Source organism: Curtobacterium sp. MCSS17_006 (assembly GCF_003234215.1).
In the GTDB taxonomy this organism is placed as follows: domain Bacteria; phylum Actinomycetota; class Actinomycetes; order Actinomycetales; family Microbacteriaceae; genus Curtobacterium; species Curtobacterium flaccumfaciens.
Window position 1 is genome coordinate 16,835 of record NZ_QKSO01000008.1, and the last position, 16,707, is coordinate 33,541.

The window sequence follows — 16,707 nt, forward strand, 5'->3', positions numbered from 1 at the left end:
GACGCACGGGATGTCGACCCGTTCGGCAGCCGCCCTGCATCGGATCTGTGGGATCCGACCGACGTGTGCAACACGTGCACTCGCGGAGCGGTGGTGACCCGGTAGCCTGGTGGAACGCGGCCGCGGGTGGGAGAGACTCCTCTTTCGTGACACCGTCCGGGTGTTGTCGAGGACCTTGATCTCAGGAGAACTGATGTCAAGGGAACTGACGGCACACGGACAGCATCTGCCGCCAGCAAGCCTAGCAGAGGAGCACCGTGAGCGACACCCCGATCGACGACACCGGCATCGACGCCGCCAGGGACATCGCGGAGGTGCCCGCGGTCGAACTCATCAACACCGTTGCGGTGCACCTGCTCAGTGCCGCGGCCGTCAAGGTGGGCCTGGCAGACGACCCGCAGGAGCAGACCGACCTGGACGAGGCGCGGAAGCTCATCACCGCGCTGGCCGGCCTGGTCACCGCAGCCGCGACCGAGATCGGCGACCACCACGCCCGTCCGCTCCGCGACGGGCTGCGTTCGCTGCAGCTCGCCTTCCGCGAGGCGTCGGCGATCCCGGACCCGATCGGTGCCGGACCGGGCGAGAAGTACACGGGTCCCGTCAACTAGACGACGTCACCCGGGGACGGACGGGAGGCCCGTGGCGGTGTCGCCACGGGCCTCCCGTCCGTTCGTGGGTCGCGGTCAGGACCCGCTGTCGCCGACCAGGCGCGCGACGGCCGCGAGCGGGATGCCGACCCAGTCGGGTCGGTTGCGGGTCTCGTAGACGACCTCGTAGACCGCCTTGTCGAGCTCGAAGGCGTCGAGCAGTGCGCTGTGGGCGGCGAGGTCCGCGCCGGTGCCCCGCTGGTAGCCCTCGAGGAAGCGTGCCCGCGCCTCGGCCGCCCAGGCGGCCGCGTCGACCGGTTCGGCATCGTGCGCCAGCGCACCCGCGACGTAGTCGAACGATCGGAGCATGCCCGCGACGTCGCGCAGGGTGACGTCCGGCAGCGAGCGTTCGTCGAGGGGGCGGAGGGGTTCGCCCTCGAAGTCCAGGAAGACCCACCCGCGGGGGTCCGGTGCGGACAGGACCTGTCCGAGGTGCAGGTCACCGTGGATGCGTTGCAGGTCCGGCCACGTCGCCCCAGCGGCACGGGCGTAGACCGCGCGGATGGCGTCCACGTGGTCGGCGACGGCCGGGGCCTCGCGGGCGGCGGTGTCGAGTCGGGCGTGCATCGTCGCGACGGCAGCGTCCCGTCGGGGAGCGTCTGCCGGTTCCGTCGGCAGCGCTCCGGCGAGGGTGCGGTGCACGTCGGCGAGCGCGGTGCCGAGCTGCTCGGCGCGGTCACCGAACGGCGTGCCGGCCTGCGCCTCCTGCAGGGCGACGCGCCAGGCGTCGTCGAGCCCGGGCAGGAACTCCTGGGCGAAGGCGAGGTGCCCCGTCGCCGTGCCGTCCGGGCGTCCGACGTCGGGCCAGTCGGCGCGGAGGGCGCCGTAGACCCGCGGCACGCGCGTGCTGCCCGCCGCCGTGAGGGCGAGCTGCGTGGTCACGTCGGGGTTGTCGCCGTGGTGCAGCACGCGGAAGACCTTGATGATGACGCGGTCGCCGGACTCGGTGTCGCAGATGACCGACGTGTTGGACTGCTCACCGGTCAGGACGCGGGCCGCGGAGACCCGACCGATCGGGCTGAGGCTGTCCGGTGCCGCGTCGATGCGTGCGGCGAGGGCCGACACCCACGCGAGGTCGGTGGTGGCGTCGACGATCGCGCCGTCGGCGTCGCTGGTGATCGGTGACTGGTAGAGGACGGGGACCGCGGGGGCCTCGTCGAGCACCAGCCGGGTCCCGTCGTCGGTCGAGATCGTCCGGAGGCGTGGCACGGACCCCTTCGAGGCGTACCAGCGGCGGTCGGCGATCCAGGACTCGAGGTCGCGGTCGCTCGGCGTGCTGGTGTCGGGGGCGCTGGTGTCGGGGGTGCTGGCGTCTGCGCGGGTGTCTGCGCTCGTGTCTGCGCGGGTGTCGGGGGCGCTGGGTGCTCCGTCGCTCATGCAGCGGAACCTACGCGCCGGGGCCTGGCGAGGCGCCGAGTCCCCCACAGGACGGGCCGGTCAGGGCTCTGTCCACAGAACCCGCTGCCCCCGGTCTGACACGGGTGCGTCGGACGACACTTGCGGCATGCCCCGATCCGCTGCCGCTCCTCCTCCCGCCGCTGACGCTGCACGTGCGCTCCCCGACCCCCGCCGGACCTGGCGGATCCTCGACGACCGCAGGCTCCCCGCACTCGAGCCGTTCGCCGCCGACGTCCGCCGCCACGGAACGGTGACGGTGCGCGAGACGGTGTGGGACTCCGACGACCGGGTGCTCGCCGCCGAGGGCGTCGTGCTCACACGCTTGCCGGACGGCACCTGGACGATCGACCGGGGCGCCCACGGGGTCGGCCCGGAACCGCTCGACGGCGCGTCCGACGATCCACCACGGGATGCCGTCGAGGTGTTCCTGCGTGGTCGTCCGCTGCGGACCGTCCTGGTCCGTGACACCACCACGACGCTCGTGACCCTCCGGGGCAGGGACAGCCGGGTGCGGGCCGAGGTCGCCGACGTGCGCGTGGACGACGGTGACCCGGACACCACCGTGCTGCGGTCGTCGCGGTGGTGGGCCCTGACGGACGACGGACGCGACGGCGCCACGGCACGAGCGGCCGAACGAGCGTTGCACGACGCGGCGACGGACCCGATGGACGTCGCGTCGGTGCCGCTCCCCCGGGGCCCGGAGCCCGCCCCGGAACGCCGACGCGGCCGAGCGAAGCGCCCCCGGTCGGACACCGCCGCCGGGTTCGTCCTGCGGGTGATCGATGCCCTGCGGCGCGACCTCGTCGCGGTGGATCCCCGGGTACGGGCCGACGAGCCCGAGGCCGTGCACGACCTGCGGAAGGTGCTGCGCCGCCTGCGGAGCGTGCTCGCGGCGTTCCGCGGCGCGCTCGACCGCCAGGCGACCGAGGAGCTCCGTGCCCTGCTGGCCGAGACCGGACGGATCGCCGGGACCGCTCGCGACGCCGAGGTGTTGCACGCCGGCCTTTTCCGGTCGGCGGCACACGCCCCCGACGGGTACGTGGACGCCGAGACCCTGGACCGCATCGGCGCCGAGACCGCGGACCGTCGCAGTGTCGCCGCTGCTGAACTCCGGCGAGCGCTGCGTTCCGACGCTTGGTTCCGGACACTCGACGCCCTCGACGACCTGCTGCTGCGGGCACCGGCCGGCCCGCACGCGGACGACGCCGCGGCCGCGTTCGCCACCAGGCGCATCCGGCACGAGCGGGCACGCGTCGGTCGGCTGCTGGGTGATCCCAGCGATGACCTCGACACCCTGCACGAGGTCCGGAAGGCCGCGCGCCGGTTGCGCTACGCCCTGCACGCGGCCGGTGACCTGCCCGACGTCGGGAAGCGCCGGCTCGGTCGACTGCGACGGGTGCAGGAGACCCTCGGCGAGACGCTCGACGCCGCACACGCAGCCGATGCGTACCGACGGCTGGCAGCCGTGGCAGCGCAGCACGGCGAGGACACGTTCGGGTACGGCGTCTTGGCGACGACCGAGCAGGCGGCCAGCACACAGGGCCTGCACCGATCGCGGAAGCTGCTCGCGCGGCTCTGACCGGGTGCGAGAATCGGGCCGTGCCGCACTAGTTCGAGGACCTCGCTGCCGGACAGACCTTCACGACGCCGGGGCGCACCATCACCGAGGCGGACGTGGTGTCGTTCGCCTCGTGGACGAACGACAACAACCAGGTGCACACGGACGTCGAGTTCGCGGGGAAGACCCGGTACGGGCAGCGGATCGTGCACGGGTTGCTCGGCACTTCGCTGTGCCTCGGGCTCATCGCGCGCACGGGCGTCTTCGAGGGGTCCGCGGTGGCACTGCTCGGGATCGACCAGTGGCGGTTCACCGAGCCCGTGTTCATCGGCGACACCGTGACCTGCACCGTCGAGGTCCTCGGCACCCGGCTGACGAGCTCGGGGACGACCGGGATCGTCGAACGAGCGGTGGCCCTGCGGAACCAGCACGGCGTGGTCGTCCAGCAGGGGCGGATGGACGTCATGGTGCTCACGCGCGACGCCGCGATCGGCTGAGCGACCGCTCGGCGAGCACCCGGCGGAACCTGCTCCACGCAATCCCGGTTCCCTGTTCACAACGAGCCCTTTACAACGATGTACCAGCACGGGAGCATGGACGCATGAGCACGCTCGACGGCATCGTGGCCGCACCTGACTCCGCTTCCGCCCCCGGCCTCCCCCTCGCTTCGCGGCAGGACGGCACGTACCCCCGGCCGCAGATGCTCCGCACCGCCTGGGCAGACCTGGACGGCACGTGGTCGTTCCGGAACGACGGCGACGACGACGCCTGGCGCACCGGCTTCACCGACGCCCGGGACATCGTCGTCCCGTTCCCGCCGGAGTCCCCGGCCTCGGGCATCGACGAGCCCGGGTTCCACCCCGTGGTCTGGTACTCCCGCGCGATCGCCCGCTCGGAGCTCGACGCCGCCGGGTTCGGCACCGGCGCGCCCCGGCTCGTGCTGCACTTCGGCGCCGTCGACCACCGTGCCCGCGTCTGGATCGACGGGCAGTTCATCGGTGGACACGAGGGCGGCCACACCCCGTTCTCCTTCGACGTCACGGAAGCGCTGGCCGCCGACCCCGACGCCGTGCACACCCTGGTGGTCCGCGCCGAGGACGACCCGCACGACCTGACCCAGCCGCGCGGCAAGCAGGACTGGCACGAGGACCCGCACGCGATCTGGTACCGCCGGACCACGGGGATCTGGCAGACGGTCTGGCTCGAGGCCGTGCCGACCGCCTCGATCGCGTCCCTGCGCTGGACGAACGTCGACCACGCGACCATGCGGCTGACGGTCCGACTCGACGGTCACCGCACCGGCGGCGAGCGCCTGCGCGTCGAGGCCCGCTGGGACGACCGCGACGAGCACCTCGCCACGATCGAGACCACCGTCGGCGAGACCGGGGACGAGTTCGACGTGGTCGTACCGATCGCGCGGCAGACGAACGGACAGGCCGAGGACGAGCTGCACTGGACGCCGAACACGCCCCGGCTGATCGACGCCACGGTCACGCTGCTGCCGCGCTCCGGCAACGGCAACGGCAACGGCAACGGCAACGGCACGACGGTGGGCACGGGCGCGCTCGACGCCGTCGCCAGCTACTTCGGGATCCGGACGGTCGGGGTCGACGGCGGCGCGTTCCTGCTCAACGGCCGACGCCACGACGTCCGCAGCGTCCTGAACCAGGGCTACTGGCCCGAGTCCCACATCGCCGCCCCGTCCCGCCAGGCACTCCGCCGCGAGGTCGAACTCATCAAGGAGCTCGGCTTCAACGCGGCCCGCAACCACCAGAAGATCGAGGACCCCCGGTTCCTGTACTGGGCCGACCGGCTCGGACTCCTGGTGTGGGGCGAGGCCCCCGGCGCCTACGCGTTCTCCCCCCGCGCCGTGCAGCGTCTGATGCGCGAGTGGATGGACGCCGTCGAGCGTGACGCCTCGCACCCGTCGATCGTCACGTGGGTGCCCGCCAACGAGAGCTGGGGTGTGCAGCACATCGCCACCGACCCCGCCCAGCAGGCCTACGCCCGAGCCCTTGCCGACGTCACGCGGGCGTTGGACCCGACGCGTCCGGTGATCTCCAACGACGGGTGGGAGCACACGAACTCCGACATCGTCACGATCCACGACTACGAGGGCGACGGACCCCGGCTCGCTGCCACCTACGCGGACGAGACCGCACGGACCCGACTCCTCGGTGGGATCGGCCCGGCGGACCGCCGCATCCTCGTCGGCGGCGCCGAGGACCTCGGCCAGCCGGTCATGCTCACCGAGTTCGGCGGCGTGAACTACCAGCCGGGCGTCCAGCGCGAGGACGGCTGGGGGTACACGTCGGCCACTGACGGCGACGACTGGGTCGCCCGGATCACCGCGCTGTACGACGCGATCCGCGCGAGCTCGTTCCTCGCCGGGTCCTGCTACACGCAGCTCACCGACACCATGCAGGAGACGAACGGCCTGCTCAACGCAGACCGCTCCCCGAAGGTCCCGATCGAGCAGATCCGTCGCGCGGTCACGGGACGCTAGCCGGGAGGCCCGCACTTCGTGAGCAGGAATGATCGGGTCCGGCAGACGGACCCGACCAGTACTGCTCACGATGCGCACGGGTTGCCTCGCGCCGGGCGGGTGGCGGCCCGCGATGCGGGGCGCAGCCTGCGATCTGGGAAGATCGGGCGGGTGACGAGCGTGGCGGAAGCGAGCCGGGCCTCCAGGCGGGGGTTCCGCAGCCTGCTGACCGGACGGCGCAGCGCCTGGACCACACCGCTGCTGATCTGGTCGGCCTCGCGGGTGGTCAGCACGGTGATGCTGGCGACCGTGTACCTGCTGGCGACCGCGAACGGCTGGCCGTTCGCCTCGTACCGGCAGGATCCCTCGTTCTTCACGTTCTCGGGCTCGTGGGACGCCTCGTTCTACCGGACCATCGCCGAGCACGGGTACCCGGCAACGCTGCCGGTCGACGACTCCGGGCACGTCCTGCCGAACGCGTGGGCGTTCCTGCCGGTGTTCCCCGCGGTGGTGCGGATCGTGATGACGCTGACCGGCGCCTCGTTCTGGGTCGCCGGGGTCGTGGTGGCGTCGATCGCCGGAGCGGGCGCCTGCGTGCTGCTGTACCGGCTGGTGCTCGCTGTCGGCTGCTCGCACCGGGCCCGCTGGGCGACGGCCCTGTTCGCGTTCGCGCCGACGGGGTTCCTGCTGCAGGTCGCCTACGCGGAGAGCCTGCTGCTCGTGCTGCTGTTCGGCGCGCTGCTGGCGCTGGTGCGGCGACGGTACTGGCTGATCGCGCCGCTCGGTGTCGTGGCGGCGTTCACGAAGCCCGGGGTCCTCGCGCTGGCGCTGGCACTGGCCGTGCACCTGGTCGTGCGGTGGGTCGGAGCGCACCGCTCGGGGCGCGCTGCCGAAACGTTCCCGTGGCGTGACCGGGCGGCGATCGTCGTGACCGGCCTGGTCGTCGCGGCTGCCGGACTGGCGTGGCCCGTCATCGCGACGGCCGTGACGGGGCGACCGAACGCGTACCTGGACACCGAGCTGTCGTGGTGGGTGGGGTTCGTCGGCCGGCAGCACTTCGCGCCGCTGACGCCGTGGTTCACGATGGCGGGGACGTGGCTCGGGCCGCTCGGCATCGTGCTCGTCGTCATGGTGCTCGCCGGCGCGGTGTGGTTCTTCTCGCGCAGGAGCACCAGGGCCCTGGGCCCCGACGTGCTCGCGTTCACAGCCTCCTACGGGCTGTACCTGGTGGCGGTGTTCCTGCCGCAGCAGTCGTTGCCGCGGTTGCTCGTGCCGATGGCGCCGCTGCTCGGGTCGGACGTCTTCGTGGGGACACGGCGGCGGGCGGTGACGTGGCTGGTCGTCGGGGTGTGCCTGCAGCCGCTCGCGATCGTGCTGCTGTGGTTCCTCGGGTACCCGTGAGCGGCGCTGTCAGTCGGCGCTGCAAGACACCGGTGTTCGCCGGTTGAACACGCGCAGACCGCGGTGCGACGCGCGAACACCGGTGTCTTGCGGGCCGCGACAGCGCTACGCGTCGAAGGTGTGGAACCAGGCCGATCCGCCGGGGTGCTGCACCGTGATCATCTCGTCGAGGTCGCGGTAGGGGCCGTCCTGGTTGTGGCTCGCCGACTTGATGCGGATGGTGCCGTCGGGTTCGGTGAAGACCTCGGACACGATGGTGGTGTGGTCCGGTGACCCGTTTGCGTTCCAGTCGAAGAACACGATGTCGCCGACCTGCACCTTGTCGCGCTCGTCCGACGACCGCCGGGTGAGCCCGAACTCCGCCGCGTTGGTCTCGAGCCACGGGTCCATCGTCGGGCAGTAGGTCCACGTCGCACTGTGCTCGGCACCGGCCGCGCGGTTGTACCAGTCGGACCGCTGCTCCCACCCGCGGGCGATGAGCGTCTGGCTGACGTAGTTCGCGCAGTCGCCGCCGATCGGGTTCATCGTGCCGTACTCGGCGAGGTTGTAGTCCTTCCAGTACCGCATCGCGTAGGCGAGCTGCCGGTCGACGTCGGTCAGTGCGGCGTAGGCCAGGGTGGTCGAGGCGACCGCGCTGCCCGCAGCGGGCGTCGCGGCGGCGGTCGGGGTCGGCGTGGTCGTCGCGGTGTCCTGGGTGGCGCCGCTCTGCCCGTCGTTCGCGGCGCTGCCGTTGCCGTCAGAGGACTGGTTCGCCGACGCGGTGGGCTCGATCACCGAGGTGAAGAGCGCGACGTCGGCGTCACCGGCCGTGTACATCGCCTGGTGCGGGGCCGTGAAGGTCACCTTCGACGCGGTCGCCGTGACGTCGCGCGCAGCAACACCGCCGACGGTGACGCCCTTGACGGCGGCGAGTCCGGTCCCCGTCACGGTGATCGTGACGCCACCGGCGAGCGGGACCTGCGCCGGAGTGACGGCCTTCGCGACGGGCTTCGCCGTCGGGGTGGACGATGCGTCCCCACCCCCGGAGCTCCCACGCCCGCCGCCCGAGCCCTTGCCCGAGTCGCCGCCCTTGTCGCTGCCGGAAGAGCACGCCGCGACGGCGAGCCCGATCCCGGCGACGCCGGCGAGGGACAGGAGTGCGCGGCGGTTCATCGAGGCAGTCATGACACGACCAGCGTAAGCGACACCTCCGTCGTTCCGACACGGCATGATCGTCTTCGGGGGCGAGCGTCCTCCGTGTCCCAGCGGACCCGTTCGGAAGGAACACACATGCCCGAGAGCCACGACTTCTTCGTCGCCACCGACCCCGAGACCGCCCGTGCCCAGGTGCGTGAGGCGCTGTCACGCGAGGGCTACACCGTCGACGACGCCGAGCAGGGGGCACTCCGTGCGACCCGTGGCAGCCTCGGCCTGACGCTGCTCATCGGCGGCATGGCGAACGACCGCACGTTCCACACCCGCCTGGACGTGCAGATCATGATCGCCCCGGACGGCCGCACCGTCGCCCGACTGCTGCGCGGCTCGGGCAAGTCCGCGATCAAGGGTGGAGCGCTCGGCATCTCGCGCGGCAACCGTGCCTTCGAGCAGGCCGCGAACGCGATCCACACCACCTTCGCGCAGTCCGGCGTGCTGACGGAGAGCATCGCCGGCTGACACGTCGACGTCGGGGCCGGGTCCGACGCGACCCGCAGACGGGCGGGAGGCCCGGTGCCAGCTGGCACCGGGCCTCCCGCCCGTCTGCGACTCGCGCTCGCTGTCATGATGCGCGCCGATCCGCTCGCGAACCGTCGCAGGTCGCGTGCCCCTGCGTCAGCTGCAGGACCAGTCGCGGTCGATCGCGGTCGAGCCAAACGGCGTGACGTACTGCGTCATCCTGATGGGTCCACCGAGCAGACGAGCGCCGGAGCAGGCCGCCTGAGCCTGGTCGAGTCGGGCTGCACCGAGCGCGATCCAGCTCGGCAGCGGCCGGAGCGGACTCGATGCCGGGACGGTCCCCATGATCTTGTTGAACTGGTACGAGGTCGAGTAGACCCCGATCTGGGTCACTCCCGCGTCCTGCAGGGCCTTCGTCATGCCCTCGAGCGCCGCACGGTTCTGCCCGGCGTCCGAGGTGACGTAGGACAGCCCAGTCTCGACGTCGAGCCACCAGCGGTACTGACCAGGGTTGGTGACTCCGCGGGTGTTGGCTGCTTCGTAGGCGCGGGCGTACCCGTACATGTACGAGCACGCTGCCGTCGTCTTCCAGGTCGACTGCGCACCGGACTGCGGTGTGCAGGTGCCGTACGCCGTGGGCACAGCGACTGTCTGGCCGTTCGGCGCGAGGTTCGACGTCGGCCACACCGAGGCTGCCCGTGCCCCGGGGTTCGTGAAGAGCGAGTAGACCTGCGTCGTCGGCTGGGCGGTGCCGCCGGCGGAGGCCTCGGCCCAGCCGAGCTGCTGTTGCAAGCAGGGGTTCGTCGTGTTGGCCCGTTCACCGTTCACCCCGACGATCCCGAACGACTGGTCGGTGGGGACGGTCTTGCCGCACTGCGGCCAGGAGATGTCCACGCCGGTCCCCGAACCCGTCGATCCATCGAGGAAGTACCCCACGACGTCGACGTAGACCGTCGCAGTCCCGCCGGACACCTTCGCCTGCACCTGCCCTCCGGCTGCGAGCGGCGCGATCAAGGCGTTCCCGATCGTCTGCCCCTTGGCGTAGACCTGCGTCGGCACGCTCGAGGCCAGCCCCGCACCGACGACGCGGAGTGATCCCCCGGTGCTTCCCTTGCCGACCTTCGCGTTGATGACCGCAGCGGTCGCATTGCGCGGGACACCTGCGGTGCCGGCGACGGTGACCTTCTTCGCGGTGGTCCCGGCAGCGACGGTCGCAGCTCGGACCGGGTGCGCGGGGACGAAGACCGAACCGTTGGCGTTCGGCGCGTAGTACCCGACCACGTCGGCGAGCACCCGTGCGGATCCGGAGGAGACTCGCGCTTGCACGGCGCCGCCGGAGAGCCTGACCGTGGTCGTGTTGGCGACGGTGATGCCCTTCTCGTACATCAACGAGACGACCCCGGCGTTGTTGCCGGACGGGGTGATCCGCAGCCGACCACTCGTTGCGGGGCGGGAGACGTCGGTCTGGAGCACCACTGCGGTGGCGTTCGCCGGGACACCCGCCTTCCCCGCGACCACGATCTTCTTCGCCGCGGTGGACACCGTCCCGTTCAGCACGTTCGTCGGCGGCAGCGGCGTGTACGTGGAACCGGATGTACTCGTGCCGTACCACCCCGCAACGTCGAGCGAAACGGTGGCCTTGCCCGCGGACACCTTCACCTGGGCCTTGCCCGAGGTGAGGCCGACCGTGGTCGTGCCGGAGATCGGCTGCCCCCGGCGGAAGTTCTGGATCGCGGGGCTCGCCGTGCTGCCGGCAGGGGCAACACTGACGTACCCGTCGGCGCTCGGCGCGTTCACCGTCGCGGTGAGCACGACAGCCGTGGCCGAAGCGGGGATGCCGTTCCTGCCGCCGAGGGTGACCGTCGTCGCGGTGCTCGTCGCGGTGCCGGACCAGGCTCGTGCCGGTGCGACGGCGGTGAATCGGCCGGTCGTCGGGGCCGCTGCCGATGCCGGCGCGACCGGCCCGACGACGGCGAGCCCGGCGGCGACGGCGAGCACCGTGCCGATCGATGCGATGGCGGTCCTGAAGCGCACGTGTTCCCCCGTTTCCCGCGCCGGTCGGCGCACGGGGAGTCTAGGGCGGTGCGTTGGACAACACACCACCCCTGTCCGTGAACTGTGTCGAACGATCCACCTGACTCGGCCCGTGGAGGACGATCCACTCGACACGACCGCCAACGACAGAACGACCCGGAACCTGTGGGTTCCGGGCCGTTCTCGTGGTTGCTACCTGGTGGAGCTAAGGGGATTCGAACCCCTGACCTTCTCATTGCGAACGAGACGCGCTACCAACTGCGCCATAGCCCCAAGTGCTCGACCACACTAGCACCCTCGTTCGGCCCAGCCGAAATCGCAGGTGGGCCTTCGGGCGTGCCGCGGGTCAGACCGCGCGGCGCCGTCGCATGATCGCGTCGAGGTCGGCCTGCTGGTAGGCGTCGTCGTCGAGGACACCCATGCCGGCCCACTTGCTCGGCGGCCCGGCGGGCTCGTCGGCGGGAGCAGGAGCGGCAGGAGCAGCAGGAGCAACGCCGGCCGACGCAGCAGGGGCCGCGGGGGCCCGGAGCCCGAGCCGTTCGGCCAGACGCCCCTGGTCGTGCGCGGACAGCGACGCCGCAGCCTCTTCGAGTTCGGGTCGCATCCGCGACACCCGCGCCAGCGACGGGTCGGACTCCCCGGCGCGGATCGCGGCCGCTTCGGCCTCGGCTTCCGCCTTGGCCGCGGCGACGCGCTCCTTCAGGCGGGCAGCGAGTTCCGCCGACGACTCGGGCGACGCGGCCGGAGCGGCCGGCCGCTCCACGTAGAGGGGTTTCGGAACGTGGTTCGGGGTCCAGGAGCGGTCTGCTGCAGGCTCGGCAGGCTGCTCGGTCGACAGGGGCGGCGCCGGGTCCGTCCAGGCGGTGGACGGCCGGGAGGCGCGGGTCGCGCCCGTGTCGGCGGCCGCGAGACGCTGCTTCCGCGCCGTCGCCACCTGGTGCAGCTGGGCCAGGACCGCTGCGGACCCGCCGGCGGCGACGAGGCCGGCGACACCGACGAGCCAGAGCGACGGTGCCGCGACGAAGACCACGAGGGCGATGACGACGCCGAGCGTGCCGAACAGGGTCGCCCCGAGCCGGGAACGGCGCATGCGCATCGCGGTCAGGGCCGGCACGGCGGACGCCCGCTCGAGCACCGGTGCCTGCTCGGCCAGGCGGCGGGTGATCTCACGCTGCCGTGCGGCTTCGTGGGCTCGGACGATGGCGGTGCGCTTGGCCTCTTCGGACCGGGCGACGCGTTGCGCCTGGGCGAGGGACTTCGCGTTCATCTCGATGCGGACCTCGTCCGGCAGCTCGGCGGTCTGCGCGAGGATCCGGAGGGTCTGCTGCAGCCGGATGGCGTTCCGCTCGGTGGCCAGGTACTGGCGGCGGGCGGCCCACGACGGCATCAGGTAGACGAGCCAGAGGACGGCCGCGACGAGCAGGACGATGCCGCCACCCCACGAGCCGATTCCTGCCATGCGAACACGGTAGGGGCGGCGGTTCCCGCGCCGCGTCATTGCCGGACGCGTGTTGCGCGTGTCGGGGCGGAATCCGTGGGAGGCGAGCCGCGCCTCCAGGCCCGTCAGACGTGGGACGTCAGATGCGGGGCGTCGTGTCCAGCGGCATCGCCGCCTCGTCACGTGCGGCGAGCGGCACGGTCCCCACGCCGGGCGGCACCTGCCCCTGCACCCAGCGCTCGAGGACGCCCCCGCGGACCTCTTCGGCCACCAGCGCGAAGCAGAAGTGGTCGCGCCAGTCCCCGTTGATGTGGATGTACCGGCGTCGGAGTCCCTCGTACCGGAAGCCGAGCTTCTCGACGACGCGCAGGCTCGGGGCGTTCTCCGGCCGGATGCAGATCTCGATCCGGTGCACGCCGAGCGAGCGGAAGCAGTGGTCGACGGCGAGGGCGACGGAGATCGGCGTCACGTTGTGGCCGGCGGCGTCCTCGACGACCCAGTAGCCGATGGAGGCGCTCGCGAGCGAGCCGTAGGAGATGCCGGAGACGTTGAGCTGCCCGACGAAACGGCCGTCGAGCTCCATCGCGAACGGGAGTCCGAGTCCCGCGCGGGCGTTGGCCTGGAGCGCGCGGATGCTGCCCCGGACGTCGGTGGAGACGTGACCGGAGGGGTTCGTGGCCTCCCAGGTGCGGAGCCACGAACGGTTCGTCGCGAGTGCCGCGTCGAGGTCGCGGGTGTCGCGGAGCCGGAGGGGCCGGATGGTGACCCGCCCGTGGGACAGGGTCGGGATCGTCGTCATCGCTGGGTTCCTCCGGGGTCCCGCCCCGGTGCGGGACGGGGTGTCCCGCCCGGGTCCGTGATCACCGGACCCGAGCGGGATGGCCGACTATTCGCCCGCGTTGAACTCCTTCAGCCACGACTTGAGGTCGGGGCCGAGGTCATCGCGGTCCGAGGCGAGCTGCACGATCGCCTTGATGTAGTCGAGTTTGTCACCCGTGTCGTACCGGCGTCCACGGAACACGACGCCGTACACGCCGCCGGTCCACTCCTCGGCGCTCGCCATCTTCATGAGCGCGTCGGTCAGCTGGATCTCGCCGCCCTTGCCCGGCTCCTGCTTCTCGAGGACGTCGAAGACCTCGGGACGGATGACGTAACGGCCGATGATGGCCAGGTTCGAGGGCGCCTCGCCCTGCGGGGGCTTCTCGACGAGCCCGGTGATCTTCACCACGTCGTCGGTGTCGGTCGGCTCGACCGTGGCGATGCCGTACAGGTGGGTCTGCGACTCGGGGACCTCGAGCAGGGCCACGATGGTGGCGTTCTTCTCGCCCTGGACCTCGATCATGCGCTGGAGCAGCGGGTCACGGGCGTCGATGATGTCGTCACCGAGGAGCACGGCGAACGGCTCGCGGCCGACGTGCATCTTCGCGCGGAGCACCGCGTGGCCGAGGCCGAGCGGGTCACCCTGTCGCACGTAGTGCATGTCGGCGAGGTCCGTCGACTGGTTCACCTTCTGCAGCTTCTCGTGGTCGCCCTTCTTGCGGAGGGTCTCCTCGAGCTCAGACACGTGGTCGAAGTGGTTCTCGAGCGCGTTCTTGTTGCGCCCGGTGATCATCAGCACGTCGGTCAGCCCGGCACCGACAGCCTCTTCCACCACGTACTGGATGGCCGGCTTGTCGACGACGGGGAGCATCTCCTTCGGCATCGCCTTGGTCGCGGGGAGGAAGCGGGTACCCAGCCCTGCGGCCGGGATCACCGCCTTCGAAATCTGGAAGCCCATGCTCAGACCGTATCCGATCCCCCTTTCGAGGGCATGTCGTCGCTCCGGGGGACACGGGACCCCGCGTGTTCCCGGCGGGAAGCCGCAACCGCACCCCTCGGTAGACTCCTGCGCATGATCGCCGATCTCGGGAACGAGAAGCGCGCCCTGCGAGCCGAACTCCGGCAGCGGCGGCGCACCCGGACCACGACCGAACGCGACGCGGACACCGAGACCCTGACCGCGACCCTGCAGCGCTTCGTCGAGGAGCGCCAGGTGACGTCCCTCGCCCTGTACCTGTCCGCACCGGACGAGCCGAACGTGCGGCCCTTCCTGAACTGGGCGTTCGGGCAGGGCATCCGCGTGCTGCTGCCGATCACCCGCGAGGACGGGCTGCTCGACTGGGCCGTCGGCGACGGCGAGAGCGAGACCGAGAGCCTGCTCGGCCTGCCCGAGGTCGTCGGCGAGGTCCTGTCCCCGCTCGCGATCAACGACGTCGACGCGATCCTCGCCCCGGCGGCGGCGGTCGGGCACGACGGCGTCCGCATGGGCTGGGGGCGCGGCTACTACGACAAGACCCTCGGGTCCATGGCGAACCGTCCGCCCGTCTATGCTGTGATCTTCGACGCGGAGTACCTCGACGAGGTCCCGCGCGAACCCCACGACGAACCCGTTGACGGCATCATCACGCCGTCGCGCATCATCACGTTCCGGAGCTGACGTGCCCACCTACTCGTACCGTTGCACCGAGTGCGACAACGCGTTCGACATCAAGCAGTCCTTCTCCGACGCCACCCTGACGGAGTGCCCGGTCTGCGGCGGCGTCCTGCGGAAGGTGTTCTCCCCCGTCGGCGTGACCTTCAACGGCGGTGGCTTCTACCGCACCGACTCGCGCCCGGCCCCGAAGTCCGAGGGCTCGTCGAGCACCCCCGCGAAGTCCGAGCCGAAGAAGTCCGAGCCGGCGAAGAAGGCCGAGTCGAAGCCCAGCGGCTCGAAGCCCGCCGCGTCCTGACGCGGTCTGCGCTCTCCGGATAGGTTGGGGCGCGTCGCCACTCGGCGGCCGTCCTCGACCCGGAAGGAGACCCTCGCATGAAGGGCTTCAAGGAGTTCCTGCTCCGCGGCAACGTCATCGACCTGGCCGTCGCAGTCGTCATCGGTGGTGCGTTCACCGCGATCGTCAACGCGATCGTCAACGCCGTGATCAATCCGGCAATCGGCGCGGTCTTCAACGCGTCCAGCCTGGACAAGGCGCTGCCCGTCGTCATCCCGACCGTGTCCGGCGGGAACGCGACGATGTACTTCGGTGCGGTCATCGGCGCGGTCATCAACTTCGTCATCGTCGCCGCGGTCGTGTACTTCGCGCTCGTCGTGCCCGTCAACCACCTGAAGAAGGTGGCGTTCGAGCGCGTCAAGAACGACGAGCAGCAGACCCCGCAGGACGTCCCCCCGACCGACGTCGAGGTGCTGCTCGAGATCCGCGACCTGCTCCGCCCGCAGAACGGCGGCGCGACCAGCACGGGGGCGCACATCGCCCCGTCGAACGCTCCCGAGGGTCCCGGCATCGGCGGCTCGACGAAGCTCTAGCCCAGGCGCCTTCGCAAGACACCGGTGTTCGCGCGCTGCACACCCGCAAACCGCGGTGCGCAGCGTGAACACCGGTGTTTTGTGCGGGGGCCCGTCAGGCGGCGGGGACCGTGCGGCGCTTCGCGAACATCGCGACGGCGTACTGGGCGCCCGCGAGCACGTGGCCCGCGGTACCGAGGTACACGAACACCAGGGCCACCACCCGGACCCACGGCGCGTTCTCGTCGACGGTGTGCACCGCGGAGAACAGCAGCACCGGCAGCCCGACGAACAGCAGGGCCGAGCGGATCTTGCCCGTCCACGTGACGTCGAGGTCCGGGTTGCCGTGGAACAGCACGCTCGACAGGACGACGAGCACCAGGTCGACGAGCACGACGACGGCCACCACCCACCAGGGCAGCAGGCCGACGAGCACCAGGGACAGCACGATCGCGATGATCGCCAGGCGGTCGGCGACGGGGTCGATGGCCTTGCCGAGCTTGGATCCCTGGTCGAACCTGCGGGCGATGAAGCCGTCCGCCCAGTCGCTCACGCCGATCACGACGAGGGCGACGAGCGCCCACCCCGGGTGGCCGGCGACGACGAGGCCGATGAACACCGGGATCAGCATGAGGCGGAACAGCGTGATCAGGTTCGGCCAGGTCTGCCAGTCGGGGCGCTGTCGCGCGGTGTCAGTCATCACGGGCCAGGCTACCGGTTACCAGTGCGGAGGGACGTCGCGCCGGAGCTGGTCGTCGTTCTCACCGTCGCGGT

General features: G+C 71.4%; 15 protein-coding genes, 1 tRNA gene and 1 pseudogene. 9 read left to right on the top strand and 8 right to left on the bottom strand.

Annotated features, from left to right (window positions below; translation table 11 throughout):
- Window positions 1-257 precede the first annotated feature (257 nt).
- The gene (locus DEJ21_RS09180) at window positions 258-608 is read left to right on the top strand and encodes a DUF1844 domain-containing protein (RefSeq protein ID WP_027466553.1); all 351 of its coding nucleotides are present in this window, start codon (window positions 258-260) and stop codon (window positions 606-608) included.
- A 75-nt stretch (window positions 609-683) separates the two neighbouring features.
- Here the strand turns inward: DEJ21_RS09180 and DEJ21_RS09185 are convergent, their stop codons facing one another.
- Window positions 684-2,024, bottom strand: coding sequence for a phosphotransferase (locus tag DEJ21_RS09185; protein ID WP_258374984.1), 1,341 nt, complete (start codon window positions 2,022-2,024; stop codon window positions 684-686).
- 127 nt (window positions 2,025-2,151) lie between these two features.
- On the opposite strand from DEJ21_RS09185, the gene DEJ21_RS09190 reads away from it, so the two are divergent.
- From DEJ21_RS09190 to DEJ21_RS09205, 4 genes and pseudogenes are all read left to right on the top strand, one after another.
- Entirely contained in the window at window positions 2,152-3,624 is a 1,473-nt protein-coding gene (locus tag DEJ21_RS09190; RefSeq protein ID WP_181435836.1) for a CHAD domain-containing protein, read from the top strand.
- 59 nt (window positions 3,625-3,683) lie between these two features.
- Window positions 3,684-4,100: pseudogene (locus DEJ21_RS09195) on the top strand (MaoC/PaaZ C-terminal domain-containing protein); the annotation flags it as partial.
- A gap of 104 nt (window positions 4,101-4,204) precedes the next feature.
- Window positions 4,205-6,109: a glycoside hydrolase family 2 protein gene (locus DEJ21_RS09200; RefSeq protein WP_111224395.1), complete on the top strand. Its 1,905-nt coding sequence runs from the start codon at window positions 4,205-4,207 to the stop codon at window positions 6,107-6,109.
- 159 nt (window positions 6,110-6,268) lie between these two features.
- A complete protein-coding gene (locus tag DEJ21_RS09205; protein ID WP_258374985.1) occupies window positions 6,269-7,489 on the top strand; it encodes a hypothetical protein in 1,221 nt (406 codons plus the stop codon).
- 105 nt (window positions 7,490-7,594) lie between these two features.
- On the opposite strand, the gene DEJ21_RS09210 is transcribed toward DEJ21_RS09205, so the two are convergent.
- Complete coding sequence (locus DEJ21_RS09210; RefSeq protein WP_258374986.1) at window positions 7,595-8,653, bottom strand: amidase domain-containing protein; 1,059 nt, start codon at window positions 8,651-8,653, stop codon at window positions 7,595-7,597.
- Between the two features lie 105 nt (window positions 8,654-8,758).
- Between DEJ21_RS09210 and DEJ21_RS09215 the strand changes: the two genes are divergently transcribed.
- On the top strand, window positions 8,759-9,142 hold the full coding sequence (locus tag DEJ21_RS09215; protein WP_071405149.1) for a hypothetical protein: 384 nt from the start codon (window positions 8,759-8,761) through the stop codon (window positions 9,140-9,142).
- 156 nt (window positions 9,143-9,298) lie between these two features.
- Here DEJ21_RS09215 and DEJ21_RS09220 read toward each other — a convergent pair whose 3' ends face one another.
- The 5 genes from DEJ21_RS09220 to galU all read right to left on the bottom strand — a co-directional run bounded on the left by DEJ21_RS09220 (window position 9,299) and on the right by galU (window position 14,391).
- Window positions 9,299-11,176 carry a hypothetical protein gene (locus DEJ21_RS09220; RefSeq protein WP_111224396.1) on the bottom strand — a complete coding sequence of 626 codons (1,878 nt, stop codon included), beginning with the start codon at window positions 11,174-11,176 and terminating at the stop codon, window positions 9,299-9,301.
- A gap of 197 nt (window positions 11,177-11,373) precedes the next feature.
- Window positions 11,374-11,449 (bottom strand) — tRNA-Ala (locus DEJ21_RS09225).
- 73 nt (window positions 11,450-11,522) lie between these two features.
- Window positions 11,523-12,635 carry a hypothetical protein gene (locus DEJ21_RS09230; protein ID WP_111224397.1) on the bottom strand — a complete coding sequence of 371 codons (1,113 nt, stop codon included), beginning with the start codon at window positions 12,633-12,635 and terminating at the stop codon, window positions 11,523-11,525.
- A gap of 118 nt (window positions 12,636-12,753) precedes the next feature.
- On the bottom strand, window positions 12,754-13,413 hold the full coding sequence (locus DEJ21_RS09235; RefSeq protein ID WP_017887986.1) for a GNAT family N-acetyltransferase: 660 nt from the start codon (window positions 13,411-13,413) through the stop codon (window positions 12,754-12,756).
- Between the two features lie 87 nt (window positions 13,414-13,500).
- Entirely contained in the window at window positions 13,501-14,391 is an 891-nt protein-coding gene (gene galU / locus DEJ21_RS09240; RefSeq protein WP_027466560.1) for a UTP--glucose-1-phosphate uridylyltransferase GalU, read from the bottom strand.
- A 114-nt stretch (window positions 14,392-14,505) separates the two neighbouring features.
- Between galU and DEJ21_RS09245 the strand changes: the two genes are divergently transcribed.
- From DEJ21_RS09245 to mscL, 3 genes are all read left to right on the top strand, one after another.
- Window positions 14,506-15,090, top strand: a complete 585-nt coding sequence (locus tag DEJ21_RS09245) for a 5-formyltetrahydrofolate cyclo-ligase (protein WP_111024332.1) — start codon at window positions 14,506-14,508, stop codon at window positions 15,088-15,090.
- 1 nt (window position 15,091) lies between these two features.
- Window positions 15,092-15,382 (top strand): FmdB family zinc ribbon protein, encoded by a 291-nt coding sequence (locus DEJ21_RS09250; protein ID WP_027466562.1) that lies wholly within the window; start codon window positions 15,092-15,094, stop codon window positions 15,380-15,382.
- Window positions 15,383-15,459: 77 nt separating this feature from the next.
- Window positions 15,460-15,954 carry a large conductance mechanosensitive channel protein MscL gene (mscL, locus tag DEJ21_RS09255; protein WP_111024330.1) on the top strand — a complete coding sequence of 165 codons (495 nt, stop codon included), beginning with the start codon at window positions 15,460-15,462 and terminating at the stop codon, window positions 15,952-15,954.
- Between the two features lie 94 nt (window positions 15,955-16,048).
- On the opposite strand, the gene DEJ21_RS09260 is transcribed toward mscL, so the two are convergent.
- On the bottom strand, window positions 16,049-16,633 hold the full coding sequence (locus tag DEJ21_RS09260) for a CDP-alcohol phosphatidyltransferase family protein (RefSeq protein WP_111224398.1): 585 nt from the start codon (window positions 16,631-16,633) through the stop codon (window positions 16,049-16,051).
- Between the last annotated feature and the right edge of the window lie 74 nt (window positions 16,634-16,707).

Excerpts from the sequence above, each read along its gene's own strand:
- DEJ21_RS09185 (WP_258374984.1), bottom strand. The coding sequence starts at position 2,024 with ATGAGCGACGGAGCACCCAGCGCCCCCGACACCCGCGCAGACACGAGC.
- DEJ21_RS09190 (WP_181435836.1), top strand. The coding sequence starts at position 2,152 with ATGCCCCGATCCGCTGCCGCTCCTCCTCCCGCCGCTGACGCTGCACGT.
- DEJ21_RS09200 (WP_111224395.1), top strand. The coding sequence starts at position 4,205 with ATGAGCACGCTCGACGGCATCGTGGCCGCACCTGACTCCGCTTCCGCC.
- DEJ21_RS09210 (WP_258374986.1), bottom strand. The coding sequence starts at position 8,653 with ATGACTGCCTCGATGAACCGCCGCGCACTCCTGTCCCTCGCCGGCGTC.
- DEJ21_RS09215 (WP_071405149.1), top strand. The coding sequence starts at position 8,759 with ATGCCCGAGAGCCACGACTTCTTCGTCGCCACCGACCCCGAGACCGCC.
- DEJ21_RS09230 (WP_111224397.1), bottom strand. The coding sequence starts at position 12,635 with ATGGCAGGAATCGGCTCGTGGGGTGGCGGCATCGTCCTGCTCGTCGCG.
- DEJ21_RS09235 (WP_017887986.1), bottom strand. The coding sequence starts at position 13,413 with ATGACGACGATCCCGACCCTGTCCCACGGGCGGGTCACCATCCGGCCC.
- galU (WP_027466560.1), bottom strand. The coding sequence starts at position 14,391 with ATGGGCTTCCAGATTTCGAAGGCGGTGATCCCGGCCGCAGGGCTGGGT.
- DEJ21_RS09245 (WP_111024332.1), top strand. The coding sequence starts at position 14,506 with ATGATCGCCGATCTCGGGAACGAGAAGCGCGCCCTGCGAGCCGAACTC.
- mscL (WP_111024330.1), top strand. The coding sequence starts at position 15,460 with ATGAAGGGCTTCAAGGAGTTCCTGCTCCGCGGCAACGTCATCGACCTG.
- DEJ21_RS09260 (WP_111224398.1), bottom strand. The coding sequence starts at position 16,633 with ATGACTGACACCGCGCGACAGCGCCCCGACTGGCAGACCTGGCCGAAC.